The 24,907-nt window shown below is 67.8% G+C and carries 22 protein-coding genes and 2 riboswitches; of the genes, 8 read left to right on the top strand and 14 right to left on the bottom strand.

Going from position 1 to position 24,907, the window contains the following annotated elements:
- Positions 1-106: 106 nt before the first annotated feature.
- Positions 107-1,081 (bottom strand): DMT family transporter, encoded by a 975-nt coding sequence (locus tag J2X01_RS03270; RefSeq protein WP_310050522.1) that lies wholly within the window; start codon positions 1,079-1,081, stop codon positions 107-109.
- Positions 1,082-1,114: 33 nt separating this feature from the next.
- Here J2X01_RS03270 and J2X01_RS03265 point away from each other — a divergent pair, with 33 nt between their 5' ends.
- On the top strand, positions 1,115-1,351 hold the full coding sequence (locus J2X01_RS03265) for an RNA-binding S4 domain-containing protein (protein WP_310050520.1): 237 nt from the start codon (positions 1,115-1,117) through the stop codon (positions 1,349-1,351).
- A 45-nt stretch (positions 1,352-1,396) separates the two neighbouring features.
- On the opposite strand, the gene J2X01_RS03260 is transcribed toward J2X01_RS03265, so the two are convergent.
- Positions 1,397-2,056, bottom strand: a complete 660-nt coding sequence (locus J2X01_RS03260) for an alpha/beta hydrolase (RefSeq protein WP_310050518.1) — start codon at positions 2,054-2,056, stop codon at positions 1,397-1,399.
- Positions 2,057-2,126: 70 nt separating this feature from the next.
- Here J2X01_RS03260 and J2X01_RS03255 point away from each other — a divergent pair, with 70 nt between their 5' ends.
- The 3 genes from J2X01_RS03255 to J2X01_RS03245 all read left to right on the top strand — a co-directional run bounded on the left by J2X01_RS03255 (position 2,127) and on the right by J2X01_RS03245 (position 4,743).
- Positions 2,127-3,002, top strand: coding sequence for an SGNH/GDSL hydrolase family protein (locus J2X01_RS03255; RefSeq protein WP_374724923.1), 876 nt, complete (start codon positions 2,127-2,129; stop codon positions 3,000-3,002).
- A gap of 27 nt (positions 3,003-3,029) precedes the next feature.
- Positions 3,030-4,151 (top strand): winged helix DNA-binding domain-containing protein, encoded by a 1,122-nt coding sequence (locus tag J2X01_RS03250; protein ID WP_310050516.1) that lies wholly within the window; start codon positions 3,030-3,032, stop codon positions 4,149-4,151.
- A gap of 100 nt (positions 4,152-4,251) precedes the next feature.
- The gene (locus tag J2X01_RS03245; protein WP_310050514.1) at positions 4,252-4,743 is read left to right on the top strand and encodes a hypothetical protein; all 492 of its coding nucleotides are present in this window, start codon (positions 4,252-4,254) and stop codon (positions 4,741-4,743) included.
- Between the two features lie 93 nt (positions 4,744-4,836).
- Here the strand turns inward: J2X01_RS03245 and J2X01_RS03240 are convergent, their stop codons facing one another.
- Positions 4,837-6,321 carry a CoA-acylating methylmalonate-semialdehyde dehydrogenase gene (locus J2X01_RS03240; protein WP_310050513.1) on the bottom strand — a complete coding sequence of 495 codons (1,485 nt, stop codon included), beginning with the start codon at positions 6,319-6,321 and terminating at the stop codon, positions 4,837-4,839.
- Positions 6,322-6,414: 93 nt separating this feature from the next.
- The gene (gene mmsB / locus J2X01_RS03235) at positions 6,415-7,317 is read right to left on the bottom strand and encodes a 3-hydroxyisobutyrate dehydrogenase (RefSeq protein WP_310050511.1); all 903 of its coding nucleotides are present in this window, start codon (positions 7,315-7,317) and stop codon (positions 6,415-6,417) included.
- Positions 7,318-7,482: 165 nt separating this feature from the next.
- On the opposite strand from mmsB, the gene J2X01_RS03230 reads away from it, so the two are divergent.
- Positions 7,483-8,382 carry a LysR family transcriptional regulator gene (locus J2X01_RS03230; RefSeq protein WP_310050932.1) on the top strand — a complete coding sequence of 300 codons (900 nt, stop codon included), beginning with the start codon at positions 7,483-7,485 and terminating at the stop codon, positions 8,380-8,382.
- A gap of 114 nt (positions 8,383-8,496) precedes the next feature.
- Here J2X01_RS03230 and J2X01_RS03225 read toward each other — a convergent pair whose 3' ends face one another.
- The 3 genes from J2X01_RS03225 to J2X01_RS03215 form a co-directional block, all read right to left on the bottom strand.
- Positions 8,497-9,876: an MFS transporter gene (locus tag J2X01_RS03225; RefSeq protein ID WP_310050509.1), complete on the bottom strand. Its 1,380-nt coding sequence runs from the start codon at positions 9,874-9,876 to the stop codon at positions 8,497-8,499.
- Positions 9,877-10,057: 181 nt separating this feature from the next.
- Positions 10,058-11,227 (bottom strand): homoserine O-acetyltransferase MetX, encoded by a 1,170-nt coding sequence (gene metX, locus J2X01_RS03220; RefSeq protein ID WP_310050508.1) that lies wholly within the window; start codon positions 11,225-11,227, stop codon positions 10,058-10,060.
- Positions 11,228-11,237: 10 nt separating this feature from the next.
- Positions 11,238-11,353, bottom strand: a riboswitch (SAM riboswitch).
- Positions 11,354-11,475: 122 nt separating this feature from the next.
- Positions 11,476-12,792, bottom strand: a complete 1,317-nt coding sequence (locus tag J2X01_RS03215; protein WP_310050507.1) for a bifunctional o-acetylhomoserine/o-acetylserine sulfhydrylase — start codon at positions 12,790-12,792, stop codon at positions 11,476-11,478.
- A gap of 64 nt (positions 12,793-12,856) precedes the next feature.
- Positions 12,857-12,972: riboswitch (SAM riboswitch) on the bottom strand.
- Between the two features lie 199 nt (positions 12,973-13,171).
- Between J2X01_RS03215 and J2X01_RS03210 the strand changes: the two genes are divergently transcribed.
- Positions 13,172-13,810 carry a VOC family protein gene (locus J2X01_RS03210; protein WP_310050505.1) on the top strand — a complete coding sequence of 213 codons (639 nt, stop codon included), beginning with the start codon at positions 13,172-13,174 and terminating at the stop codon, positions 13,808-13,810.
- A 112-nt stretch (positions 13,811-13,922) separates the two neighbouring features.
- Here J2X01_RS03210 and J2X01_RS03205 read toward each other — a convergent pair whose 3' ends face one another.
- Positions 13,923-14,696: a CPBP family intramembrane glutamic endopeptidase gene (locus J2X01_RS03205; protein WP_310050504.1), complete on the bottom strand. Its 774-nt coding sequence runs from the start codon at positions 14,694-14,696 to the stop codon at positions 13,923-13,925.
- 41 nt (positions 14,697-14,737) lie between these two features.
- Here J2X01_RS03205 and J2X01_RS03200 point away from each other — a divergent pair, with 41 nt between their 5' ends.
- Positions 14,738-15,418 (top strand): histidine phosphatase family protein, encoded by a 681-nt coding sequence (locus J2X01_RS03200; protein WP_310050503.1) that lies wholly within the window; start codon positions 14,738-14,740, stop codon positions 15,416-15,418.
- Positions 15,419-15,426: 8 nt separating this feature from the next.
- Here the strand turns inward: J2X01_RS03200 and J2X01_RS03195 are convergent, their stop codons facing one another.
- The 6 genes from J2X01_RS03195 to tdh form a co-directional block, all read right to left on the bottom strand.
- Complete coding sequence (locus J2X01_RS03195) at positions 15,427-16,863, bottom strand: DUF2252 domain-containing protein (protein ID WP_310050501.1); 1,437 nt, start codon at positions 16,861-16,863, stop codon at positions 15,427-15,429.
- A 258-nt stretch (positions 16,864-17,121) separates the two neighbouring features.
- Entirely contained in the window at positions 17,122-19,095 is a 1,974-nt protein-coding gene (locus tag J2X01_RS03190) for a phenylacetate--CoA ligase family protein (RefSeq protein WP_310050500.1), read from the bottom strand.
- 67 nt (positions 19,096-19,162) lie between these two features.
- Positions 19,163-20,374 (bottom strand): imidazolonepropionase, encoded by a 1,212-nt coding sequence (gene hutI, locus J2X01_RS03185; RefSeq protein WP_310050499.1) that lies wholly within the window; start codon positions 20,372-20,374, stop codon positions 19,163-19,165.
- Positions 20,375-20,385: 11 nt separating this feature from the next.
- A complete protein-coding gene (locus tag J2X01_RS03180) occupies positions 20,386-21,498 on the bottom strand; it encodes an NAD(P)/FAD-dependent oxidoreductase (protein ID WP_310050498.1) in 1,113 nt (370 codons plus the stop codon).
- 33 nt (positions 21,499-21,531) lie between these two features.
- Entirely contained in the window at positions 21,532-22,740 is a 1,209-nt protein-coding gene (locus tag J2X01_RS03175; protein WP_310050497.1) for a glycine C-acetyltransferase, read from the bottom strand.
- Between the two features lie 48 nt (positions 22,741-22,788).
- Complete coding sequence (gene tdh / locus J2X01_RS03170; RefSeq protein ID WP_310050496.1) at positions 22,789-23,835, bottom strand: L-threonine 3-dehydrogenase; 1,047 nt, start codon at positions 23,833-23,835, stop codon at positions 22,789-22,791.
- A gap of 161 nt (positions 23,836-23,996) precedes the next feature.
- Between tdh and J2X01_RS03165 the strand changes: the two genes are divergently transcribed.
- The gene (locus J2X01_RS03165) at positions 23,997-24,905 is read left to right on the top strand and encodes a LysR family transcriptional regulator (protein ID WP_310050495.1); all 909 of its coding nucleotides are present in this window, start codon (positions 23,997-23,999) and stop codon (positions 24,903-24,905) included.
- Positions 24,906-24,907 lie beyond the last annotated feature (2 nt).

The raw sequence follows: 24,907 nt of genomic DNA, 5'->3' as shown, positions 1-24,907 counted from the left end.
TTAAACACAAATAAACTGCACGCACACGGCAAAAAGCCGCGGCTCATTGGGGCGGTGCAGGAAGTGCGCCTCCTAGCCTACCGGCCTGCCGGCTTCCGGTGCTGCTTCAGCGGCCCCGTCCCAGGGCGCCCCTGGGCCAGGGCAGGCTCGCGAGCACAATCGCGGCCAGGGTCAGCAGTGTCCCGAGCACAGTGGGCAGCGCCACCACGGTACCGGGGACCGGGAACACCACGTCCAGCCCCAGTGAGCCCAGCAGCTGGCCCGCGATCATGCCGAGTCCCGTTACCAGGACGCCCAGGCTGCGGACCAGCAGCGCTCCGACGCCGATGAAGACACAGCCCATGGGCCCGCCAAGGTAGTACCACCACTCCGCCGGCAGCGGGTTGCCGGGTCCCGCGACGGCGACCCTGACCAGCCAGGCGGCCCAGAGCATGACCGCACCGGCGACGAAGTTCATCAGGGTTGCGGCGATGGGTGTGCCGTAGTGCACGGCGGCGGTACCATTCATGGCCTGCTGGAAGCTCATCAGGAAGCCGGCCAGCAGCGGGAGGAGCACCGGAACCAGGAGCTCCGCCGGGGCCGAACCGCCGGCGGAGAGGCGCGGCGATACCGCCCAGGCGACGGCGGCGACGGTCAGGATGCTGCCGATCACCCGGATGCCGGTGATGGATCTCCGTCCGGCCGGGCCGATCCCCAGCCGGTCCACGAACAATCCGCTGAGGGTCTGTCCCGTCACGGTGGCAACGGTAAACAGGGCCACACCCAGCAGGCCCACCGTGAACGACTGTGCAAAGACGAAGAACCCGCCGATGCAGCCGGCGAGCACGTAGTAGGGCGGGAAGCGGCGTTCCCGGACGGCCGGCAGGATCTGCCGCAGCCCGGACCGGCCTCGGGGCAGCGCCAGCGAAATCACCACCATCAGCACCAGTCCTGTGGTGAAACTCACCACCGCGGCGGCGATTCCATCCGCGAGCGCCACCCCCAGCGCGCCGTTGATCCTGCCCTGCACCGGCATCAGCAGCCCTGCGGCCACGGCGAGGGGCAGCCCCGCGAGGAACGGAAGCCGGGGCTTGTGCGTCATTGCTGCCACCTTACGTCAGGCATCATTACTGGTATGAGCAACCCGGAAATTGAAGAGGTCCCCATCCGCGACGACATGATCCGGCTCGGTCAGCTGCTGAAGCTCGCCAGCCTGGTCGAGGACGGGGTGGAGGCAGCGGAACTGATCAAGGGCGGCCTCGTCAAGGTCAACGGTGAGATCGACGAGCGCCGCGGCCGCCAGCTCCACCACGGCGACACCGTCACCGTGAACGGCCGTACCGTGCGGATCAGCACGCCCGCCGGGGCCTGACTGCGTCCCGGCGCGCCGGGCGGATGGCCGCCCGGCGTCGTGGGCCTATTTGTTCAGCACCTCGTGGGTGAGGAACTCCGAGACGTGCCCGATTTCCTGCTGGTTGATGCCGTGCCACATGCCGGTGTAGAGCACCTTGGTGAGCTTCACGTGCTTCCGGGCCCAGCCCATCGTGTACTCGACCTTGTCCGGCGTGATCACCGGATCCTGCTGGTCGCGGCCCCAGAACATCGGCACCGTTTCCTCCAGTTCGGCCAGTTCGGCGTCGCGGAAATCTGGGTCACCGACGGCGTCGACCGCAAAACCCGAGAGACCGACGACGGCGGCATAGTCCGCCGGCCGCCGCCGCAGCAGCGTGGTAGCCAGGGCCATCCCCATCGAAAAGCCGAGCAGCGTCACGGACGGGTGGTTCGGCCTGACCGTGTCGAGCCAGCCCTCCACATATGAGGCGGCGTTCTTGACGGAGTCGAGGGTGTAGTCGACCGAGGCTGTCAGCGGGAACCAGGTGAAGCCTGCGCCGGAAACCATCGGGGCGCGCACCGAGGCCACCGTGAATTCCTGCGGCAGCAGATCCGCCAGGCTCAGGAGGTCCGTTTCGTTGGCGCCGTAGCCGTGCAGCAGGACCAGGAGTGGCTTTCCGGCGCGCTCCTGCTCGGGCTTGGACCATAGGACAACGGGGGCAGGGAAGGCAGCGGCTTGAGTCATGGCTCCATTCTTACAGTTACCCGGAGGTAACAACTTACGGTGGCGTAGCGTTGCGGGAAGAGTGCAGGATATGAAGGTGAGCGAAACCGAAGCCATGGAGAATTCTCCAGACAACGCCGTCACCCACCCCTGGACCCGTTACGTGGCCATGGGGGACTCCTTCACGGAGGGCATTGGCGATCCCGAGCCGGCGAGTCCTGGGGGCCACCGGGGCTGGGCGGACCGGGTGGCGGAGGAGCTCAGCCGCGGCCACCAGGACTTCGCCTACGCCAACCTGGCAGTCCGGGGCCGGCTCCTGCAGCAGATCGTGGACCAGCAGCTGGCGCATTGCCTGTCGCTCCGGCCGGATCTTGTGACGCTGTCCGCCGGCGGAAACGATCTCATCCGCCCCGGCGGGGATCCGGATGCCCTGGCCGAGAAGCTGGACTCGGTGGTGCAGATCCTCACCCTGGCCGGCGCCACGGTGGTCCTCTTCAACGGTCCCGACACCGGTTCCTCCGTGCTGGGCCGGGTACGGAGCAAGGTGGCCATCTACAACGAGAACCTCCGCACCATCGCGGCCCGCCACGACGCCGTCATTGCGGACATGTGGTCCCTGCGGCAGCTGAATGACCCGCAGATGTGGGATGCGGACCGCCTGCACTTCTCGCCGCTGGGCCATCACACCATCGCGGCCATGGTCCTGGATGCCCTCAACGTCGAGCACACGCTGGAACCGCTCTCGCCCAAGCCCCTGCCGCAGCGCAGCTGGCGGCAGGCGCGGTCCGGTGATCTGGTCTGGGCCCGGGAGTACTTCGTTCCCTGGGTGGTCCGCCGGCTGCGGAACCGGTCCTCGGGCGACGGCGTCACGGCCAAGCGTCCGCTTCCGGGACCGGTCTTCGGCCCCGGGGTGCCGCTGGGCTCGGGCGAGGGGCCGCCCGGCGCCGAAGAGCCGGTGCGCTCCTGACCCCGCAGCTGCGTCCAGGCTGACCGGATGGACCCGGGCGACGTCGTGCGGCTGCGGCTCCACGGCCAGCGGCTGCGCGAGCCTTTCGCGGCGACCGCGGAGGGCGCACTGAAGAACCTGCTGGCCGTGCAGTCCCAGGAGTTCGCCTACGCCCGCTGGTCGCTGGCCCAGCGCTCTGTGGGTGCCTCTGCCGCGGCAATCGAACAGGCGGTCTCCGACGGCACCATCCTGCGAACACACATCCTGAGGCCCACGTGGCACTTTGTGCACCGGGACGATCTGCGCTGGCTGCTGGCGCTCTCCGCACCACGGCTGCATCAGGGGAACGCGGGAATGTACCGGAAGACGGGGATCGACCCCGCCGAAGGCGCGAAGAGCAACCGGGTGCTGGCCGCCGTTGTGGCCGGCGGTGCCCATAAGACCCGGGAACAGCTCGCCGAAGCCCTGCGGAATGCCGGGCTGGCGTCCGGGGGCCTGGGGCTGGCCTACCGGGTGATGTTCGCCGAGGCGAGCGGTGTGCTGGTCAGCGGCAGCCCGGTGCGGACCGCGGGAGGTTCGCTGAAGCAGCGCTATGCGCTCTTTGAGGAGCGGGTTCCCGCCGCACCGGCCGGGCTGATGGACCGGCCTGCCGCGCTGGCCGAGCTGGTCCGGCGGTACTTCGCCAGCCGCGGCCCGGCCACGGAGAAGGACTGCGCGGACTGGTCGGGACTGACCCTGGCGGACGTCCGGGCAGGGCTGCGGCAGGTGCTGGACAGCACTCCCGGGACGCTCGAAACCGTACGGATCGACGGCGTGGAATTCCATTTCAGGCCGGAGCCGGCCGGCACCGCGGCAGCCGGCGGCCCGCCCCGGATCGACCTGATCCAGTGCTACGACGAATACGTGATGGGGTACTCCACGTCGCGGCACTACCTGGGCGGAGCAGCCCCGTTTGCCCCGGTGGCCGGCGAACCGGCCCATCTGGTCCTGCAGGACGGCCGGCTGGCCGGAGTCTGGCGGCACCGTTTCACCCGCGGCCGCTGCGAACTGGATATCCGCCTGCAGGCCCGGACTGATCCCGCCGCGGAAGCGGACCTGGAACCCGGGATCAGCCGGGCGGTGGTGTCGTACGGCAGTTTCCTGGGGATGCCCGCCGACCGCATCCGATGACGCAGCCGCTGCCCCGGGGCACCGGGGAACGGGGAACCGGGCACGACCGGCGGGGCGGGCGCGTTAAGCTGTAGAGACACTTCCTGAGAGGCCCGGTACCGTGAACAGTCTGTTCTTTTGGATCATCGTTCTGTCATTCCTGATCCCGATGGCGATGCGCTACTACAAGAAGTCGGTGCGCGGCCGGAACCAGAACCAGGGCATGCCCGGCGGCTTCCCGGGCCCGTACGGGCAGTTCCCAGGCGACACTCCCGGAAACGGCGCCGGCAACTACCCCGGCCCGCAGAACAGGCAGCCGCGGGACGGCTTGACGCAGCGGGACTATTTCGGGGCGTTCGGCCAGCTGGGCGCTCCCCAGCAGCCCGCTCCCCCGGTCCCCTACGAGGACAGCCCGGGCTACCCGGGCAAGCAGCCCCAGCCGTTCCAGCAGCAGGACGCGCCGCAGCCGTCGGGCCCGGCGGTGCCTGCTCCGCCGTCGGCGCCGCAAGGCTTCCGGGCGCGGAAGCTCGCGGACCTGGACCAGCGGTACAGCGACGGCCAGCTCACTATGGAGGACTACATGGCCCAGCGCGCGGAGATCATGAAGGGCTGATCCACCCACCCACCACTAGCAACGCGGGGTCACTTCGCGCCCTCCGGGATGGGCGCGAAGTGACCCCGCGTTGCTGTGTTGGGGGTTGCCGGGTCAGTCGACCTGGGGGAAGCCCAGGTCGATCACGGAGGTGGACGGGTCCGGCCAGCGGGTGGTGACTACCTTGCCGCGGGTGTAGAAGCGGATGCTCTCCGGCCCGTACATGTGTGTGTCGCCAAACAGCGAGTTCTTCCAGCCGCCGAAGGAGAAGGTCCCCACCGGAACCGGGATCGGCACGTTGACGCCCACCATGCCGGCCTCGACGTCGAACTCGAACTGCCGCGCGGCACCGCCGTCGCGCGTGAAGATCGCCACGCCGTTGCCGAACTCGTTGTCATTGACGAGCTTGACGGCGTCGGCGTAGGTCTCCACCCGGACCACGGAAAGGACCGGACCGAAGATTTCGTCGTCGTAGACCTTCATGCCGGGCTTGACGTGGTCAACCAGGCTGACGCCGATGAAGAAGCCGTTGGAGTCGAACTGCTGGTCCCGGCCGTCCACCACAACGGTGGCGCCCTCCTCGGCCGCTCCGGCAACGTAGGAGGCGACCTTGTCGCGGTGCCCGGCGGTGATGAGCGGGCCCATCTGCGACGCCGGGTCGGTGCCGGGGCCGATCTTCAGCGTGCCCATCCGGGTGGTGATCGCCTCGACGAGCTCATCGGCGATGTTCCCGACGGCGACCAGGACGCTGACGGCCATGCAGCGCTCGCCGGCGGAGCCGTAGGCGGCGGAGACGGCCGCGTCGGCGGCCATGTCCAGGTCCGCGTCCGGCAGGACCACCATGTGGTTCTTGGCGCCACCGAGGGCCTGCACCCGCTTGCCATGGTCGGCGGCGCGCTTGTAGATGGATTGGGCAATCGGCGTCGAGCCGACGAAGCTGATCGCCTTGACGTCCGGGTGTTCGAGGAGCACGTCGACGGCTTCCTTGTCGCCGTGGACAACGTTGAGGACACCGGCGGGCAGGCCGGCCTCGGCAAAGACCTGCGCGATGAAGATGGCCGCGGAGGGGTCCTTTTCGCTGGGCTTGAGCAGCACGGTGTTGCCACAGGCCAGGGCGCTGCCGATCATCCACAGTGGCACCATGGCCGGGAAGTTGAACGGCGTGATGCAGGCGACCACCCCGACCGGCTGGCGAACGGAGTGGACGTCGACGCCGCCGGCCACCTGCTCCGAACGTTCGCCCTTGAGCGCGTGGGACAGCCCGGTGGCGAATTCGATGTTCTCCAGGCCGCGGGTGATCTCACCCTCGGCGTCGGAGAGAACCTTGCCGTGTTCGCTGGTCAACAGGGCGGCCAGTTCCGGCCGCCGCTGCATCATCAGTTCACGGACCTTGAAAAAGATGTTGGTGCGCTTGGCCAGGCTGGTGGCGCGCCAGCCGGGCAGGGCCGCGCGGGCGGCACGGATGGCCTCCTCAACGCGGTCTGCCGAGGCCAGCGCAACCTCCTTTTCCTGCTCGCCGGTGGCCGGATTGAAGACGGGACCGTAGCGCTCGGCGTCGGAAATCAGGGCGCCGTTGATGAAGTGCGGAATGCGTTCCATGGTGGTTCTCTTTCGTGGGGAGCTGTTCGGGGCCGCGGTGCGCGGTGGGGTGCTGGGAAGGACGGTTATCTGGCGGCGTCGCCGGGGACGCGACTACGTGGCGCTGTCCAGGGTGCCGTCGACCAGCTTGACGATCGCGGAGCAATCCATGCCCGCCTTCCCGGAGTCGATGAGGCGCTGGAAGAGCTGCTGGACGTGCTCGCCGATTTCCAGCGGGGTGCCGGTGTCCCGGGCCGCGCTGATGGCGAGTCCGATGTCCTTGTTGGCCAGTTCGGTGGTGAAGGTCGGCGCGAAGTCGTTGTTGGACGCCGCGGTGGGGACCACGCCGGCCACCGGGTACCAGGTGCGGAGCGCCCAGCTGTCGCCGGAGGAAACGGACGCGATGTCCCAGAAAACCTGCTTGTCCAGGCCCAGCCGGTCGGCCAGCACAGCGCCCTCAGCCGTGGAGGCCAGGTTGATGAACAGCATGAGGTTGTTGCAGATTTTCGCGGCCTGGCCGGTGGTGGCGCCGCCGGTGGGGATGATGTTTGCCGCCATCGGCCTGATGTATTCGGTGGCCTCGGCCACGGCGCCGGCCTCGCCGCCAATCATGAAGGTCAGGGTGGCGGCCTTCGCGCCGCTCATCCCGCCGGACACCGGGGCGTCGACGAAGCGGAAGCCGGCGGCAGCCGCGGCGTCGTGCAGGGCCTGGGCGGAGGCGATGTCGATCGTGGAGGAGTCCACCAGCAGGGTGCGCGTGTCCGCGTGGGCCAGGACGCCGTCCTCGCCGAGGTAGACAGCGCGGGCGTGCTCGCCCTTGGGGAGCATGGTGAAAACGACGTCGGCGCCGGCAACGGCGTCGGCGATGCTTCCGGCGGGCTTCACGCCGCCCGCCTCGGCGGCGGCAACGGCCTCGGCGTTGAGGTCGAAGCCGCGGACCTCGTGGCCGGCCGTGGCAAGATTTACCGACATGGACCCGCCCATGTTCCCCAGTCCGATCCAAGCGATTACTGCCATGGCATAAGCTCCTTTGCTTTGCGTCGTGCGGTGCGTGCTGCTGTACCGGCCGTTCGCCGGACTTCCGTGTCCAGCATCACACCCTGTTACAGTGCAATCAAGGGAAAAAACTACAGATGGCATGTGCATGGATGCACATGCCTTTGAAGGAAGGTCATTGTGGACTTGAGACGGCTTCCTCGTCCGGACGATCTGCTGATCCTGCTGACCGTGGCGCGGCTGGGCCGGTTCAACGCGGTGGCCGAGACGCTCGGCACCACCCACACCACCATTTCCCGGCGGATCCTTGCCCTGGACAAGCAACTGGGCGGGCGCACACTCGAACGCAGCCCGCACGGCTGGGAACTGACCGACCTTGGCAACGAGGCAGTGGCAGCCGCCGAGGCGATCGAGGGAACCCTCGGGGCGCTCGCGAACCGGATCACGCAGTCCGACGACGCCCTCTCGGGCCTGGTCCGGATCAGCACACCCGACGGCTTCGGCGCCGGGTTCGTTGCGCCGGCCCTCGTGCGCCTGCAGCGGGCGCATCCGTTGCTCAACGTCGAAATGCTCAGCGCCACGCGCAAAGTCAGCCAGAACCGGTCAGGCGTGGACCTCGAAGTGGTGGTGGGGAACCTGGACGTCAGCAACGCGCAGACGATCTTCCTGTCCAACTACTTCCTCCGGCTGTATGCGAGCCCGCAGTACGCCGAGGACCGCGGCCTGCCCCTCACCCTCGACGACGTCCGGCAGCACGGCTTCGTCTCCTACGTGGAGTCCGCGCTCCAGGTCGCCGAACTGGGACACCGTTCCACCCAGCTTCCCGTCCCGCGGTCCAGTTTCCAGGCCACCAGCATTTTCGCCCAGCTGGAGGCCGTCCGCCGGGGAGCCGGGATCGGCCTGCTGCCCAACTTCCTGGTGGTCGGCGACCCCACGTTCCTGCCGGTGCTGCCGGACGACTTCCAGCGGCAGCTCCCCATCTGGGCGGTGGCACGCTCGGAATCGTTGCGCTCGGCCCCGGTGCAGGCCGTGCTCGAGGCGATCCGGATCGAGATTGCCGACCGCCAGGCCGTCCTGGCAGGCTGAGCCGTCCTGGCCGGCTGAGCCTGCTCAGCCGGCGGCGCAGGAACGGCAACAGCCCGGGTCCCGCACTGCGGGGCCCGGGCTGTTGCCGTTGGATTCGTCGCTACTTCTTGCCGGTTACTTTTTGTTTGCGGCGAGGAGATCGGCCGTGCCCCGGGCATCGGCGGCGTCGACGTCGTGCAGGGAGATGCCGCGGGTTTCCTTGAGGAAGAACACAGCCACCATCGTGACCACACAAGCGCCGAGGAGGTAAATCGCCACCGGCACGGAGGACTTGTACTGGCTCAGCAAGGCGACGGCGATGATCGGAGCCAGCGAACCGGCCACGATCGAAGTGACCTGGTAGCCCAGCGAGACACCGGAGTAGCGCATCCGGGTCGGGAACATTTCGGCCATGATGGCCGGCTGGCCGGCGTACATGAGGGAGTGGAACAGCAGGCCGATGGTGATCGCGGCGAGGATGACGAGGTCGTTCTTGGTGTCCATCATCGGGAAGGCGAAGAAGCCCCAGGTGCCGCCGAGGACAGCGCCGGCCATGTAGACCGGTTTGCGGCCGACGTTGTCCGAGAGCTTGCCGACCATCGGGATCACGGCGAAGTGGACCAGGTGCGCAATGAGCAGCAGCAGGAGGATGCGTGAGGTATCCGTCTGGACAATGATCTTCAAGTAGGTAATCGAGAAGGTGACCACAAGGTAGTAGAGGATGTTCTCCGCGAAGCGCAGACCCATGGCGGTGAAGACGCCGCGCGGGTAGCGGCGGAAGACTTCGGCGACGCCGTAGCCCTTGTTCTCAACGGTGACCTCTTTGCGGGCCTCCAGGAAGATCGGGGCGTCCTGGACCTTGGTGCGGATGTAATAGCCGACGATCACGATCACGGCGGAGAGCCAGAAGGCCACACGCCAGCCCCAGCTGAGGAACTCGGCGGAGGACAGCGTGGCGGACAGGGTGAACAGCACGCCGGTGGCGAGCAGGTTGCCCATCGGGACGGCCGACTGCGGCCAGGAGGACCAGAAGCCGCGGGACTTGCTGGGGCTGTGCTCGGCCACGAGGAGGACGGCGCCGCCCCACTCACCGCCGACGGCGAAGCCCTGGACGAAGCGCAGGAAAACCAGGAGGGCCGGGGCCCAGTAGCCGATCTGCTGGAACGTCGGGAGGCAGCCCATCGCGAAGGTGGCAACACCGACAAGGATGATGCTGAGCTGGAGCAGCTGCTTGCGGCCGAACTTGTCACCGAAGTGGCCGAACACGATGCCGCCGATCGGGCGGGCAACGAAGCCGACGGCGTAGGTCACGAAGGCGGCGATGATGCCGTCGAGCTCCGTGCCGGAGTTCGGGAAGAACAGCTTGCCGAAGACGAGGGTGGCTGCGGAGGCATAGAGGAAGAACTCATACCATTCCACGACGGTGCCGGCCATGGAGGCCGTTACTACCTTTTTCAGGCCGGACGATTTGACGTCTTCCTCGTCCGGGCGCCTGGCGGCTTTTTGCGTACTCATTTCGACTCCTTCGGTGTCGTCGTCGACACCCTATGGACCTTTGGGCAATGGACGCGGCGTGATTTGTGACACGCGGCATCATTCTCAATGAGTATGGGCGTTCCAGCCCTAGGCCTCAACGGCCATTAGTGCAGAGCGCATCTGCAAAAATGCACACCAGGCGCCGTTTTTGATCGGCAGACTAGCCGAAGAAGTGCTGCCGAAGCTGGCTGGTGAGCTGGCCGATCTCGGTCAGGAAGCCGTCGTGTCCGATCGGCGCCTCGATGGTATGCACGGCAACCTCGCCCGGCAGGGCCTCGGCGAGCGCGTGGGACTGGGCAGGGAAGTACAGCCGGTCGGAGTCGACGGCCGCCACGATGAATTCTGCCGTGGCCGGAGCCAGCGCCTCCGTGAGTTCGCCCCGGCCCCGGCTGATGTCATGGCTCATGAGCGCCTCGGTGATGGCGATGTAGCTGTTCGCGTCGAAGCGTCGGACCAGTTTGTTGCCCTGGTGGTCGAGGTAGCTCTCGACCTGGTAGCGTCCGCGCCCGGCGAGGGATCCCGCTTCCAGCGGAGCCTCGGAGTCCTGGGCGTTCCGGCCGAACCGCCCGTCGAGCTCTGCGGCCGAGCGGTAGGTGATGTGGGCAATCCGCCGGGCCAGGGCGAGGCCGGCTTCCGGTTCCGGACCGCCGTAGTAGTCCCCGCCCTTGAAGTTGGGGTCCTGCCGGATGGACAGCGTCTGGGCCTGGGCGAAGGCAATCTGTTCGGCGGTACTGCTCGCCCCGACCGAAATCACCGCGCAGCGCTGCACGCGTTCCGGATAGCTGACGGCCCACTCCAGGGCACGCGCCCCGCCCAGCGAGCCGCCGATAACGGCGAACCAGCTGCGGATGCCCAGCGCGTCCGCCAGCCTGGCTTCGGCTTCGGTCGTGTCCCGGAGCGTGACGAGCGGGAACCGTGATCCCCAGGGTTTTCCGTCGGGAGCCGTCGACGAGGGCCCGGTGGAGCCGTAGCAGCCGCCGAGGATGTTGATCGAGATGACGAAGTACTTCTCGGTGTCCACCGGAGCACCGGGGCCGGCGAGCTGCTCCCACCAGCCGGGCTCGTCGCTGGCGCCCCGTGTGACGTGGGTGTCCCCCGTCAGCGCATGCTCGATCAGGACCGCGTTGGACCGGTCCGCGTTCAGGGTCCCCCACGTCTCGTAGCCGAGGGTGACATCCGGCAGCCGGGCGCCGGATTCGAGTTCCAGGTCGCCGATCCGGAGATACTGGACCGTGCCGTCCGGGACAGCGGCCGGGTCAGCCGGGACCGGGGCATGGGGGTGGGTGGTCTTGCTTACTGGTGCACCCTGGCGGGCGGCGGCAATCGTCATCTGGTACCTCACTTCGCGCTTGCCCACCGTCAGTTGACCGGCGGGCCAGGTCTTCACCCGGGGCACCCCGCCGCAAAAGGAGGGTTGCCGGCCAGCAAGCCGGGGCTGTCGCTGGCGCTCATGACCTTTATTGAGTCTACGAAATGCGGCGGCCCGGTGGCGAAGATTGTGACGCCCGTGTGACTCCCCCGCGTTTGAGGGGCCCGACGCCCGGGCAACAAAGCCGGAGCGCCGGGCGCCGGTGATGCTCAGGCGGTCTTGGCCGCGCGGAATCCGGCGTCAAGATCGGCAAGGATGTCGTCGATGTGCTCGAGGCCTACCGAGAGCCGCACGAGACCGGGGTTCACGCCGGCGACAGCCTGCTGCTCCGGGGAGAGCTGGCTGTGCGTGGTGGACGCCGGGTGGATGACCAGGGAGCGCACGTCGCCGATGTTGGCCACGTGCGAGTGCAGTTCCAGCGCGTCAACGAAGCGCTTTCCGGCCTCGGCTCCTCCGGCGATGTTGAAGGAAACGACGGCGCCGGTCCCCTTGGGCCCGTACTTGCGGCCGCGCTCGTACCAGGGGCTGGAGGGCAGCCCCGCGTAGGCGACGGATTCGACGTCGTCCCTGGCCTCCAGCCATTGCGCCACCCTGGTGGCGTTGGCGACGTGCCGCTCGACGCGCAGGCTCAGGGTTTCGATGCCCTGGGCGATGAGGAAGGCGTTGAACGGGGAGACCGCCGAGCCGAGGTCGCGCAGCAGCTGGACGCGGGCCTTGAGGATGTAGGAGAGATTGGCGCCGAGTGCACCGTCCGCGCCGAGGTCGCGGGCGTAGACGAGGCCGTTGTAGGTGGGGTCGGGGGTGTTGAAACCGGGGAAGCGCGCCGGGTCCTTGCCGAAATCGAAGTTGCCGGAGTCCACAATTACGCCCGCGATCGCCGCGCCGTGGCCGCCCAGGTACTTCGTGGCGGAGTGCACGACGATGTCCGCACCCCACTCGATGGGCCGGATCAGGTACGGGGTGGACAGCGTGTTGTCCACGATCAGCGGGACACCGGCCTCGTGCGCCACCTCCGAGATGCCCTCGATGTCCAGCACGTCCTGGCGGGGGTTGGAGACGACTTCACCGAAGAACAGTTTGGTGTTGGGCTGCACGGCGTCACGCCACTGCGCCAGGTTGTCAGGGTCCGCGACAAACGTGACGGAGATGCCGAACTTCTTCAGGGTGTGCGCCAGCAGGTTGTACGTACCGCCGTAGAGGCTGGGGCTGGCCACCACATGGTCGCCGGCCTCGGCGACGTTGAGGATCGCGAAGGTCTCCGCTGCCTGCCCGGAGCTCAGCAGCAGTGCCGCGAGTCCGCCTTCCAGGCTGGCCACCCGCTGTTCCACGGCGTCCTGGGTGGGGTTGCCGATCCGGGTGTAAATGGGAGCCAGTTCGGCCAGGGCGAAGCGGTTGGCGGCGCTTTCAGCGCTGGGGAAGACGAACGACGTCGTCTGGTAGATGGGCAGCGAGCGGGCGCCGGTGGCGCTGTCCGGCTCCTGGCCGGCATGGATCTGGCGGGTTTCGAAGGACCAGGCATTGGACATCGGGACACTCCTGACGGGACTGGGCACAGGCACACCCGGAGCTGCTTGGCCCGGGTCGGCACTGGCGCCGCGCTTGCCCTCCGGCGGGCGCCGGAAGGCCAGGTCTTCACCCGGGGCACCCCACCGCGATACGAGGGTTGCCGGCCAGCAAGCCGGGGCTCTGCGCTGGCACTCATGACCTGCGATCAGTCTAGGAAGCGGTGCAGGGCTGTGAATAGCTTTGTGACGAAGATGAAGTTGGACGGCCGGGAGCGGGCCGGCGCCGGGTCACGCCGTTGACGAGGAAAAATTCCCCTGTCGGAACCGTGGAACGAGACATCCCATCACGGTAAGGACACCCTAAGCTGAGAGCCGCATCACAAAGTGCCAAGATGATGGCATGCGCATGGATCACGTCTCTTACGCCTGTGAACAAGATGGCCTCGCTGCCACCACCAAACGAATTGCGTCTGCCCTCGGCGTCGAAGCCGTGAAGGGCGGAGTACACCCCCGATTCGGGACCCGCAACATGATTATCCCGCTCGCGGGCCACAAGTACCTCGAGGTCGTGGAGGTCCTGAACCACCCGGCCTCGGACAAGGCACCCTTCGGCCAGGCCGTCCGCGCCCGGTCCGAAGCCGGCGGCGGCTGGATGGGCTGGTGCGTCGAAGTGGACGACCTGGCCCCGTTCGAGGAGCGGCTCGGCCGCGCTGCCGTCAACGGCAACCGCAAGTTCCCCGACGGCCGCGAACTGGTCTGGAAGCAGATCGGAATCCTTGGGCTCATCGCCGATCCCCAGGTCCCGTACATGCTCAAGTGGGAAGGCGATCCGGAACTCCACCCGTCGAAGGCCTACGAGAGCAACGTCAAGATGTCTGCCCTCACGATCGCAGGCTCCGCAGAACGCGTCACCGAATGGCTCGGTGTGCCGGTCGAAAAGCCGCTGGAAGACGTGGCCGTGAACTGGCTCGCTCCCCGCGGGACCCCCGGCATCCTCTCCGTCACGTTCGAGACCACCACCGGAGCCGTCACCATCTGACGATTCACCGCCCAACACTTCGGCCGCCATCAGCGGGTGCCAATGACGTCACCCACCGATGGCGGCCGAAACTTTTTAACGCCTGCCGGCCGGCCGCATCGGCCGCACCGGCTCAGCCCAGGCCGATGGCCTTGCCGAAGAGGCTGAAGCCGACGAACGCCACGATATCCAGCACGGCGTGGGCGATCACCAGCGGCATCAGGCGCCGGGTCCGGGTGTAGGCCAGCGCGAAGATGACGCCCATGATGGCGTTTCCGATGAACGGACCGAAGCCCTGGTAGAGGTGGTAGCTGCCGCGCAGCATGGCACTCGTGAAGATGGCCAGCGGCAGGCTCCAGCCAAATTTACCGAGGCGGTCCAGCAGGTAGCCGACCACAATCACTTCCTCCACGATCCCATGCCGGATGGCGGAGAGGACCAGCACCGGCACCGTCCACCAGTACGCGTCCAGTGCGCTGGGGATGATCGCCGTCGTGATGCCGAGCGTCCGGCCGGCGGCGTAGAGGCCGAGCGAGGGGATTCCGATCAGCGCCGCCAGGCCGAACCCCTGGAGCAGGTCCCTGCCGGGGCGGGCAAAATTGAGCCCCAGTTTCTGGAACGCCGTGACGGGCCGGCCGGACACTCCGGCTGGCCGGTGTTCGGTCAGGAAATACAGCGCAAGGACTACCGGCACGAGGGCGAAGAAGATATCCAGCAGCTGGTAGGTGAGATCAAAGTATTCCCGGGGGCTTTGCGACCGGTTCAGCGTGGACGTGCCCTCCGCCAGCGGCGCCCGGGTCATCTTGTCCAGCAGCTGGACGACCGAGTACACAGCGGACTGCCCCAGGGACAGGCCCAGGACAATCCAGACTTCCAGCTTCAGGCGGCGGCGGGCGGGAACGAGCATGTTCCTATCTTGCCCGGAGTTGCCGCTTATGCTTGGGGTTTATGAGTGCGCCCGGGAAAATCATCATGATCCGGCACGGCCAGTCCGCCGCCAACGCCGACACTTCGATCTACAACCGGGTACCTGATTACCGGATCCCGTTGACCGAACTCGGCCTGGAACAGGCCCGGGCCGCCGGCGAGCAGGTCCGCCGGCTGCTGGACGGCCGGCAGGTCTGCGTGTATGTTTCCCCCTACCTGCGTGCCTACCAGACCCTGGAGGCGCTCAACCTCGGCCCGCTGGTCGAGCGCGTGATCGAGGAACCGCGGCTGCGGGAGCAGGACTGGGCCAACTTCCAGATCGCCGGCGAGATCGAGGACCAGAAGGAACTACGCAACGCTTACGGCCACTTCTTCTACCGCTTCCGGGAAGGCGAGTCCGGCTCCGACGTCTATGACCGGATCTCCTCGTTCATGGAGACCCTGCACCGGCACTGGTCGAGACCCGACTACGCCCCCAACGCGTTGTTTGTCACCCACGGGCTGACCATGCGGCTGTTCTGCATGCGCTGGTTCCACTGGTCGGTGGAGTACTTCGAGTCCCTCAACAATCCGGACAACGCCGAGGTCCGTACCCTGCACCGCACCGAGAACGGCAAGTACGAGCTGGACAAACCGTTCAGCCAGTGGGAGGCCCGGCGCGTGGATGAGACCGTACTGGACGCCCCGCCGATGTTTTTCTAGCTGCCTGCCTAAACGTCTTCGGCTGCCTCCAACCGGCCTGAACGAACGGCCTCGGCGAACGCCTCGTAGTCCTGTTCGTTCTGGTCGGCGTAACGCTCGGAGAAGTCGGTGATGGAGCGCTCGAACTTGTCGCTCTTGCCGAGGTAGGCGGCGATCGCGACCGGGTCACCGGACCGGGCGTGCGCGCGCGCCAGCGTCCATCCGCAGGCGTTGGCATAGAAGGTCATGCCGAGCGGTTTCATCCCTTCGACAACGGCTGAACCCTTCATGTCACGCAGTTGGCGCCAGTACAGGTACCGGTTGTCCTGCACCCCTTTGGTCCACCCCAGGAAGATGTCGCTCGCGGCCTGCATCATCCGCTGCCCCTGCACCACGCGCTCGCCCGGCTGCTTGAACTTGCTCTTCGGCAAGTGGTCCTCGAGCACGGATTTCGTGGCCTCCTTGACCTGGAGGAACAGGGGATCCTCTTGATCGCGGCCCTGGAGCAAGGCGATGAACGCCCGCGTGCCGACACTGCCGACGCCCACGACCTTGCGGGCGACGTCGATGACTTCGAAGCGCTCCAGCAGGAGACGTCGGTCGTCTGGCAGGTTGGTCCGGTAGGAACGGAGCAGCTCACGAACCGCGTGCTGAAGCTCATCTGCAGACATGCCGAATGATTCACCCAGCTCCCGTGCTGGGATGACGATCGGTGGTTGACTGACAATCCGGTACTTCCCGTCGACGAGTTCGGCGAGCTTGGAGAGTGCCTGCAGGCTGTCCCGGGTGTGGGCCTTAGCAACGTTCTGCCGGGCCGTCTTGACCATACCCTGGGCAGCCTTTTTGAGGGCCTTCCCCTTCTGGGTTGCCACGGCGAGATCGATGGCCTCCATCAGTTGCTCCTCGGACAGGCGGGCGTACCAGATGTCCAGGGTGCGCATTTGCGCGAACTCGGCCATCGCTTCGCGGTAGGCGCGCACCGCGGTGAGAGTCGCGTCGCGCGTTTGTTCCTTGGTGAACGCGTTGTTCCGCGCGGCGATCGTGAAACTCGCGGCCATCCTCTTGACGTCATACTCGAACGGGCCGGGGAGTGTCTCGTCGAAGTCGTTCAGGTCGAACAACAGGTTTCGCTCTGGCGAGGCGAAGACTCCGAAGTTGGACAGGTGGGCGTCGCCGCACAGCTGGACCACCAGGCCGGCCCGCGGTGTGTCTTTCAGATCTGCGGCCATGATTTTGGCCGCACCCCGATAGAACGTGAACGGTGAGACCAGCATCCGGCCGTGACGCACCGGCACCAGGTCCTGTTCCCGGGTGAGATTCTGTTCCTCGAGCAGCGCGACCGGATCGGGGCGGTCGGGCGCAGGAACCCAGCCGGTGTGGCTGGAGACGGGCGCCTTTTTCCGGTATTTCTTGCCCTTGTCGACACGTTCCTCAACGCTCGGGTGCTTGACTTTGGTCGTGGCCATTATCGGCGACCTCCCACTTACGTCAGGGTACCGCCACCGGCACCAGGAGCCCCGGGGTCAGTCCGTGCTGAGCGCGCAAAACGCGCCTTGATTCAGTGCCCAATCGGAATGGCTGCCTCGGTACATACCGTGCGACCATCAACAATGCGATTGTGGCCCCGCTGCTGCCAATCGTCAACGCGCTGCTGCAGCAGGGCGACCGGATCAGGCCGTGCGGCGGGGGCCGGCCTGCCGGGAGTGGCGAGTGTGCGTTGCCAGCTAGGGGTTGGCTTTCTGCGGGGACTTTTCGGTCCGGAGCTCATCGCCGTGGGCGATGAGGGCGTAGATGATGAGCACGTCGATGGCGATGACGATGAGCGACCACCACGGCTGCACGGGCACGAGAAGCAATTGAACGACCGCGCTGAGGATCGCCAGGACGACACCGACGACGCGCGCCCACGTTGCGCCGGTCAGGATCGCCAGGGCGGTGAAGATTAGGAACACTCCGATGAACAGATTCCACCAGCCCCACGCGGTCACATCGAAGAGGAAAAGGCTGCCGCGAGCCACGAGATAGTACGTGTCGGATCCGGTTAGCGCGACGACACCTTGGATACCGCTGAAGATGCCGTTGACGAGTATAATGATTCCGGCGAATTTGGCCCACCCGGCCCAGCCAGTCGATGCGACGGGTTGATTGACAGTGCTCATGATGCCGACCGCTTTCCGTTGAAGGTGCTGCCGCCGGCCCACCGGTCGACGCAGTCGTGTCGTGGCGCTTTTACGGTACCGATCATCTTCCTCCCGCACCTCATCCTCCGGGGGTGACGGCTCCTCCAGCGGTGACGGCCCAGATCGAGGACAGCCGGACCAGCCCGGCAGCCGGGCGATCACCTGCCGGAACTTCCCGCTCGGGCCGGACTGTTCCGGCGGCTCCTCCGCACGGACGACGTCGACGTTCCCCAGTCCCAGCCCGGCGAGGTAGGCCAGCAGCTTCGCGGCGGCGGCGGCCCACACCGTACCGGCATCGGCCCCGGGTTCCGGGTCGAGCCGGAGCCGGATGGTCGCCGGTCCGGTCTGGACCAGCTGGCTGCGGTGCAGCCCCGGCGTTTCGTCGACGACGGACCCGATCGCGAGCGGAAGGACCCGCACGGCGGTTCCGCCGGCGCCGAGGAGCCGGAGGACGTCGTCACGGCGGCCTGCGACCTGGATGGCGGGCAACGGGCTGCCGCATTCGCAGGGGCCGGACTTGGCCAGCACGGAGTCGCCGAGGTCGTAGCGGATCAGCGGCTGTACCAGGTTGGCAAGATTCGTCAACAGTACGGTGTGGGACGGTTCCCCCGGAGGCGCGGGCCGGTAGTCGGCGTCGACCGGCTCCAGGATGACCCAGTCGCTGTTGACGTGCAGCCAGCCGCGGCGGCACTCCAGCGCGATCGGAGTGAACTCGGAGGCGGCATAGACGTTGCGGACCTCGCCGCCCAGCGCCGCAGCCAGCCGCGCCCGGTCGCCCGGGGACTCGCCGCTGGACTCCACAATCACGGGGCGGATGTGCAGCCGGCCGGCTGCCTGCTCTTCGGCCAGGAGCTCGAGCGCGCTGGGGTAGCCGACCAGTAGGGCCGGATCGAAGTCGTTGAGTGCCGACACCAGCCGGTCCAGGGGCTGCTGCACGGAGAAGATCCGGTACGCGCGGCGGCGGAAGCGGCTGCGGCGCCGTTCGGACTCGAGCCACACGACGCCGGCGAAATGGCCGCCGGTGCCCACCACCAGGGCAGTATGGAGTCTCCGCCGCAGCATGGCGAGCAGCCGGCCTGCGGTCAAGGTGGTCCCGACGATCCGGATGCCGTGCGCCCGGTAGCGTGCGACGGCGGCGCGGTCGTGCACGAACAGGCCCGGATGTCCTGTGGTCCCGGAGCTCGCAAAGACGACATACCTTCCCAGGTAGCGGCTCCCGACCAGGGCCGGATCGGCGACGAACGCCTCAACATTCGCCCGGGTGACGGCCGGGTCGGTCACCCAATCGTCGAAGCGTGCCATCAGCTGCGGTTTGCTGACCGGCGGCAGGTCCTGGAGCCGGACACCCGCGGGCGGCAGTCCGCGGTACAGCTGCCGGTAGAACGGTGAGCTGGTGCGGGCGTGGGCCACGAGGGCGGCCAGCCGGGCGTCCCGGCGCCGGGCCAGGGCACGGGGGCCGCCGCGCGTGGCCCGCCAGAGATCAACCATGGTGCCCAGTTCCCCGGCGTATCCGGCCACGGCGTCCTTGCCTCCTGTGCTGAAAAGCCGTACTGAAAACCAGTGCTGAAATCCGGTACCGGGAACGTCAGCGGGCGCGGACGCCCGCGCGCCAGACCGCGTGGGTGAGCGGGACGCCGGGCCGGTAGGCCAGGTGGGTGGCCGAGGGCGCGTTCAGCAGGTGCAGGTCCGCGCGGTGGCCGACGGCGATCGAGCCGACGGCGCGTTCGCCGTCGGCGTCGTTTCCGGACTCCCGGCCCAGGGCCAGCGCGCCGCCGAACGTCGCGGCGCGCACCGCCTCATGGACACTCAGGCGCATCTGCAGCACGGCAGTGGTGACGCAGAACGCCATGGAGCTCGTGTAGGAGGTGCCGGGGTTGCAGTTGGAGGCCAGCGCGAGCTGCACACCGGCGTCGAGCAGTTCCCGGCCCGGTGCCAGCGGCTGTCGGGTGGACAGATCGCAGGCCGGCAGGCAGGTCGCGACGGTGCCCCGCTCCCCCGCGCCGGCCGCCGCCTCCCAGCCGGACCAGCTGTCGGCGAGGGCGTGGACGTCCGAGCGGGAGAGGTGGTTCACGTGGTCCACGCTGGCTGCGCCGAATTCCACCGCCAGCCGGACGCCGGGGCCAACGCCCAGCTGGTTGCCGTGCACCCGCAGCCCCAGTCCGGCGTCCCGGCAGGCCTGGAGCACGCGGCGGGACTGGGCCTCGGTGAAGGCGCCCCGCTCGCAGAAGACATCGGCCCAGCGCACGAACGGCCGCACGGCCGAGAGCATGGGACCGCAGACCAGCTCCGTGTACTCCTCGGCGTCCATCCCGGCCGGCACCAGGTGCGCGCCAAGGTAGGTGACCTGGTCAACCACGGTGGAGGCGATCCGGGCGCTGCGGGCCTCGTTTTCAACGTCCAGGCCATAGCCGGTCTTGGTCTCGAGGTATGTGGTGCCCTGCGCGACAGCTTCGGCCACCCGGCCCATTGCGAGCCGGGTGAGGTCGTAGTCGCTGGTGCTCCGGGTGGCAGCCGTGGTGACGGCGATCCCGCCGGCGCTGTAGCTCTCCCCGGCCATCCGGGCCTCGAACTCGGCGGTCCGGTCGCCGGCGAAGATGAGGTGCGTGTGGGAGTCGACCCAGCCGGGCAGCAGCGCACGTCCGCCGGCGTCGACGGCCTCGTCGGCGGCCGGTGCGTCCGCTGCCGGCCCGAGCCAGGAGATCCGTTCGCCCTCGATCACCACGGCCGCATTCTTCAAAACCCGGTGCTCCGGGTCCTGGGTCATCAGCTCGGCGATGTTGGTGATCAGAGTGCTCATGAGTCCATTCTTCAGCGCCGGATGGACCAGCGCGTCGCCGCCAGCGCCTCCGCTGTCCGGGATGCCGGACCCGTGGCCGTAGCCGTTCCGGCGTCCTGTCCGGCGAGGATGAGGCCGGCTGCCAGCTCGGCAATGCCGGAGGAGGTCTGGAAGCCGTAGCCGCCCTGTCCGGCGAGCCAGAAGAACCCCGGAGCCTCGGCGTCGAACCCCACCACCGGGATACCGTCGGCTGCTTCCGTCCGTAACCCGGTCCAGGCCTCTCGGACACCCCGGATACCGAGGGTGGTGAGGGTGTTGAGCCGGGCAATGAGCGCCTCGATATCCCCGGGGTACGGCTGCGCGTCCTCGGGCCCGCTCGGTAGGTGTTCCGACGGCGAGATCAGGACCTGCTCGCCGTCCCGCCGGAAATAGAACGAGTCGTCGGCGGCGGCCACCATGGGGCTGCCCTCCGGAAGGGGATGCTCGACGTCGACAATCGCCGCGGTGCGCCGGTAAGGCTGCAGCTGGACCTTCTCGACGCCGCTGAGCACGGCCAGTTCGTCGGCCCAGGCGCCGGCGGCGTTGACCACTACTGCAGCCTGGAAGCCTTCCTGCCCGGCGCCGAGTTCCCAGCCGGAGCCGAGGCGCTGGGCCGAGTGGACCCGGGCGCCGGTGATGATGTCCACGCCGCCGGCCTCGGCACGCCGTCGGTGGTCCTCGAGCAGCAAGGGCGCGTTGCAGGCGAAGGAGCCGGTGTCCAGGCCGGCCGCGGTGAAGGAGTCCGGGACCAGTGCAGGGCAGAGTTCCATGGCCTCGGCGTGGCTGATCGGCCTCATGTGGCCGCTGGCCTGCTCCCGGACCGCGGCTTCGTCGCCGATCAGCATGAAGCCGCGCGGCGAGAGCACCGGTTCCGGCCGGGACGCGTCCTGGGCGGAGATCAGTTCGAGGGTCCGGAGCGTGAGCTCCTGGACCACGGCAGGGCCGTAGCTGGGGATCAGCTGCCGGGCCGAGCGCGCCGAGGCGTGGTACGCAAGGGTCTGCTCGGCTTCCACCAGGGCAACGCTGCATTTCCCGGCGAGGGCTGAGGCAAGGGACAGGCCGGCGATACCGCCGCCGACTATCACGACATCGTAATTAGCTGACATGGTCCCATCCTTGCAGACTGGGCCGCGTTCTGCTCAGCCGGCCACGGCGGCGCGGCTGCGCACGAAGGCCTGCACGCAGGCCTCCACGTCCTCGGCGCTGTGCGCGGCGGAGAGCTGGACGCGGATCCGGGCCGCGCCCTTGGGCACCACCGGGTAGCTGAAGGCGGTGACGAAGACGCCGTTGTGCAGCATCGCATCCGCCACCTTGGCGGCCATCACGGCGTCGCCGAACATGACCGGGACGATCGCGTGCTCGCCGGGGAGCAGCTGAAAGCCTTCCTCGGACATGCGGCTCCGGAACAGCCCGGCGTTGGCGAAGAGCTTGCTGCGCAGTTCGCCGGAGTTCTCCACGAGGTCCAGGGCTTTGAGCGTCGCCGCGACGATGGCCGGTGCCAGCGAGTTGGAGAACAGGTAGGGGCGGGCCTTCTGGCGGAGCATGGCAACGACCTCGCGGCGGCCGGAGACGTAGCCGCCGGAGGCACCGCCAAGGGCCTTGCCGAAGGTGCCGGTGTAGATGTCCACCCGGTCCGTGACGCCGGCGTGCTCGGGGGTGCCCGCACCGCTGGAACCCATGAAGCCCACGGCATGGGAGTCATCCACCATCACCAGCGCGTCATATTTTTCCGCGAGGTCGCAGATCGCTTCCAGCGGGGCGAGGAAGCCGTCCATCGAGAAGACGCCGTCGGTCACGATGACCATGCGGCGGGCCGGGTTCTGCTGCGTGGTGGCTTCGATCAGCTTGGCTTCCAGGTCGGCCATGTCCTGGTTGGCGTAGCGGAAGCGCTGGGCCTTGCAGAGCCGGATGCCGTCGATGATCGAGGCGTGGTTGAGAGCATCGGAGATGACGGCGTCCTCCGGGCCGAAGAGCGATTCGAACACACCGCCGTTGGCGTCGAAACAGCTGGAGAACAGGATGGTGTCCTCGGTGCCGAGGAACCTCGAGACACGTTCCTCCAGGGCCAGGTGCAGGTCCTGGGTGCCGCAGATGAACCTGACGCTCGCCATCCCAAAGCCGCGCTCATCCATCGCGGACTTGGCGGCGGCAATGATCTCCGGGTGGTCCGCGAGGCCCAGGTAGTTGTTGGCGCAGAAGTTCAGCACCTCCGCGCTGTCCCCGCCGATCTGCCCGGCCTTGATGTGGTTGCCCTGCGGCGAGTCAATGTGCCGCTCGGTCTTGAACAGGCCGGCGCCGCGGATCTCATCCAGTTCGTGCTGCAGCTGGTCCTTGATGGCTGAATACATGGGTTGCGCTCCTCAGCGGGTGGGTCGGTGGTCCGGTTCGGCGGCGGGTTAGAAGCAGGTCCAGTCGAGGACGACTTTGCCGCCCACCCCGGCGCGGGCAATGTCGAAGCCCTTCTCCCAGTCGGTGGCGGGAAGAGTGTCCGTCACGACGGCGGAGATGTTGGCGTGCAGTACCGGGCTGGAGGACAGCATGGCGCTCATGGCATACCAGGTCTCGAACATTTCGCGGCCATAGATGCCCTTCATGGTGAGCATGTGCGTGACCACTTTGCCCCAGTCGATGTCGATGGACTGGCTGGGCAGACCCAGCATCGCGATCCGGCCGCCGTGGTTCATGTTGTCGATCATCTCAGGCAGCGCCGTGGGGTGTCCCGACATTTCCATCCCGATATCGAATCCCTCGCGCATGCCGAGTTCGCGCTGGGCGTCCTTGACGCGCATCTTCGAGACGTCGATCGCGAGGTCGACGCCGAGTTGGCGGGCCAGGTCCAGCCGCGGGGCGGAGACGTCGGTGATGGCGATCTTGCGGGCGCCGGCGTGGCGGGCGACGGCGATCGCCATCAGCCCGATGGGTCCGGCGCCGGTGATCAGCACGTCCTCGCCGACGAGGGGAAAGCTGAGCGCGGTGTGCACGGCGTTGCCAAAGGGGTCGAAGATGGCGCCGAGTTCCGGCGTGACGGAGGGGTCCTGGTGCACCCAGACGTTGGTTTCGGGGATCACGACGTACTCGGCGAACGCGCCGTCGCGCTGGACGCCGACGCTGACGGTGTTGATGCACATCTGCCGGCGGCCGGCGCGGCAGTTCCGGCAGATGCCGCAGACGATGTGCCCCTCGCCGGAGACGCGGTCGCCCACCTTGACGTCCAGGACGTCCTCGCCGATCCCGACAACCTCGCCGTAGAACTCGTGGCCGGCGATCAGCGGGGCGTTGATGATGCCCTGCGCCCAGGCGTCCCACGACTGGATGTGCAGGTCGGTGCCGCAGATGCCGGTGGTCATGACCCGGATCAGGACGTCGCCCGGGCCGGTTTCCGGCTCCGGACGGTCCACGAGTTCGAATCCTGCGTGGGCGCCGGCCTTATAGAGAGCCTTCATGGGCCTTCCTAACTGTGCCATTGGTCGGGCACGCTGAGATCCGCTGCCGGGGACAGCTCGTGTGGGACAACTCACCCCATTACAGCCGCTGCAAAGCGTTAGCACAACCGGATTTTTCTCAATCGACGATTTAGCATTATCTTGCGCTTAGACTGGTCGGCATGGAAATCCACCAGCTGGAGATGCTCCGCGAACTCGGGGCCCTCGGCAGCGTCAAGGCCGTCGCCGAAACCCTGCTCGTCACGCCCTCGGCGGTATCGCAGCAGCTGGCAGCGCTGCAGAAATCCGTGGAGGTGCCGCTCACCCGCAAGGAGGGCCGGAACCTGGTCCTGACCGAGGCCGGGCAGGTGCTCGCGGACGCCGGGGCCGCCGTCGTCAGCGCGATGGCGGACGCGAAGACGGCGATCGGCGCCTACCACGGCTCCCCGGTGGCGCCGGTGACGCTCAGCGGTTTCCATAGCGCCGGGCAGGCCTTGTTCGCCCCGCTCGCGCGGCAGCTGGCCGGGCCGGGGCAGCCGCGGATCCTGCTCTCCGACGAGGACGTGGCCCAGCAGGACTTCCCGGCGCTGACGGCCCGGTATGACCTGGTGCTCGCGCACCGGATGGACCACAGCCCGCGGTGGCCCGAGGAGCGCGTCGCGGTGATCCCGCTCGCGCACGAGCCGCTGGACGTCGTGCTGCCGGCCGGGCACCGGCTCGCCGGCCAGCCTGCCGTGACGGCGGACGACGTCGTCGGCGAACCCTGGGTGACGAGCCGCACCGGCTACTCCCCCGCGGACGTGCTCTCCGCCGTCGCGGCCGTTTCCAGCCGCGAACTGAACATCGTCCACCGGATCAACGACTACTCCACGGTGGCGGCGCTGGTGGCGACCGGCAGCGTGGTCGGGCTGCTGCCCCGGTACACCGCGCGGCCGGTGCTGAACCCCGGGATCGTGCTCCGGCCGCTCGAAGGCATCAGCACCCGGCGGCGGATCGACATCCTGGCCCGGCCGGAGAATCTTAAACGCAGATCGGTCATGATGGTCTGCGAAGCGCTGCAGACCATCATGACCGATTTAGTGGCTAGCTAGGG

Origin of the sequence: Arthrobacter ginsengisoli, assembly GCF_031456935.1 — a bacterium.
Lineage (GTDB): Bacteria > Actinomycetota > Actinomycetes > Actinomycetales > Micrococcaceae > Arthrobacter > Arthrobacter ginsengisoli.
This window is presented reverse-complemented; position numbering and strand designations above follow the sequence as displayed.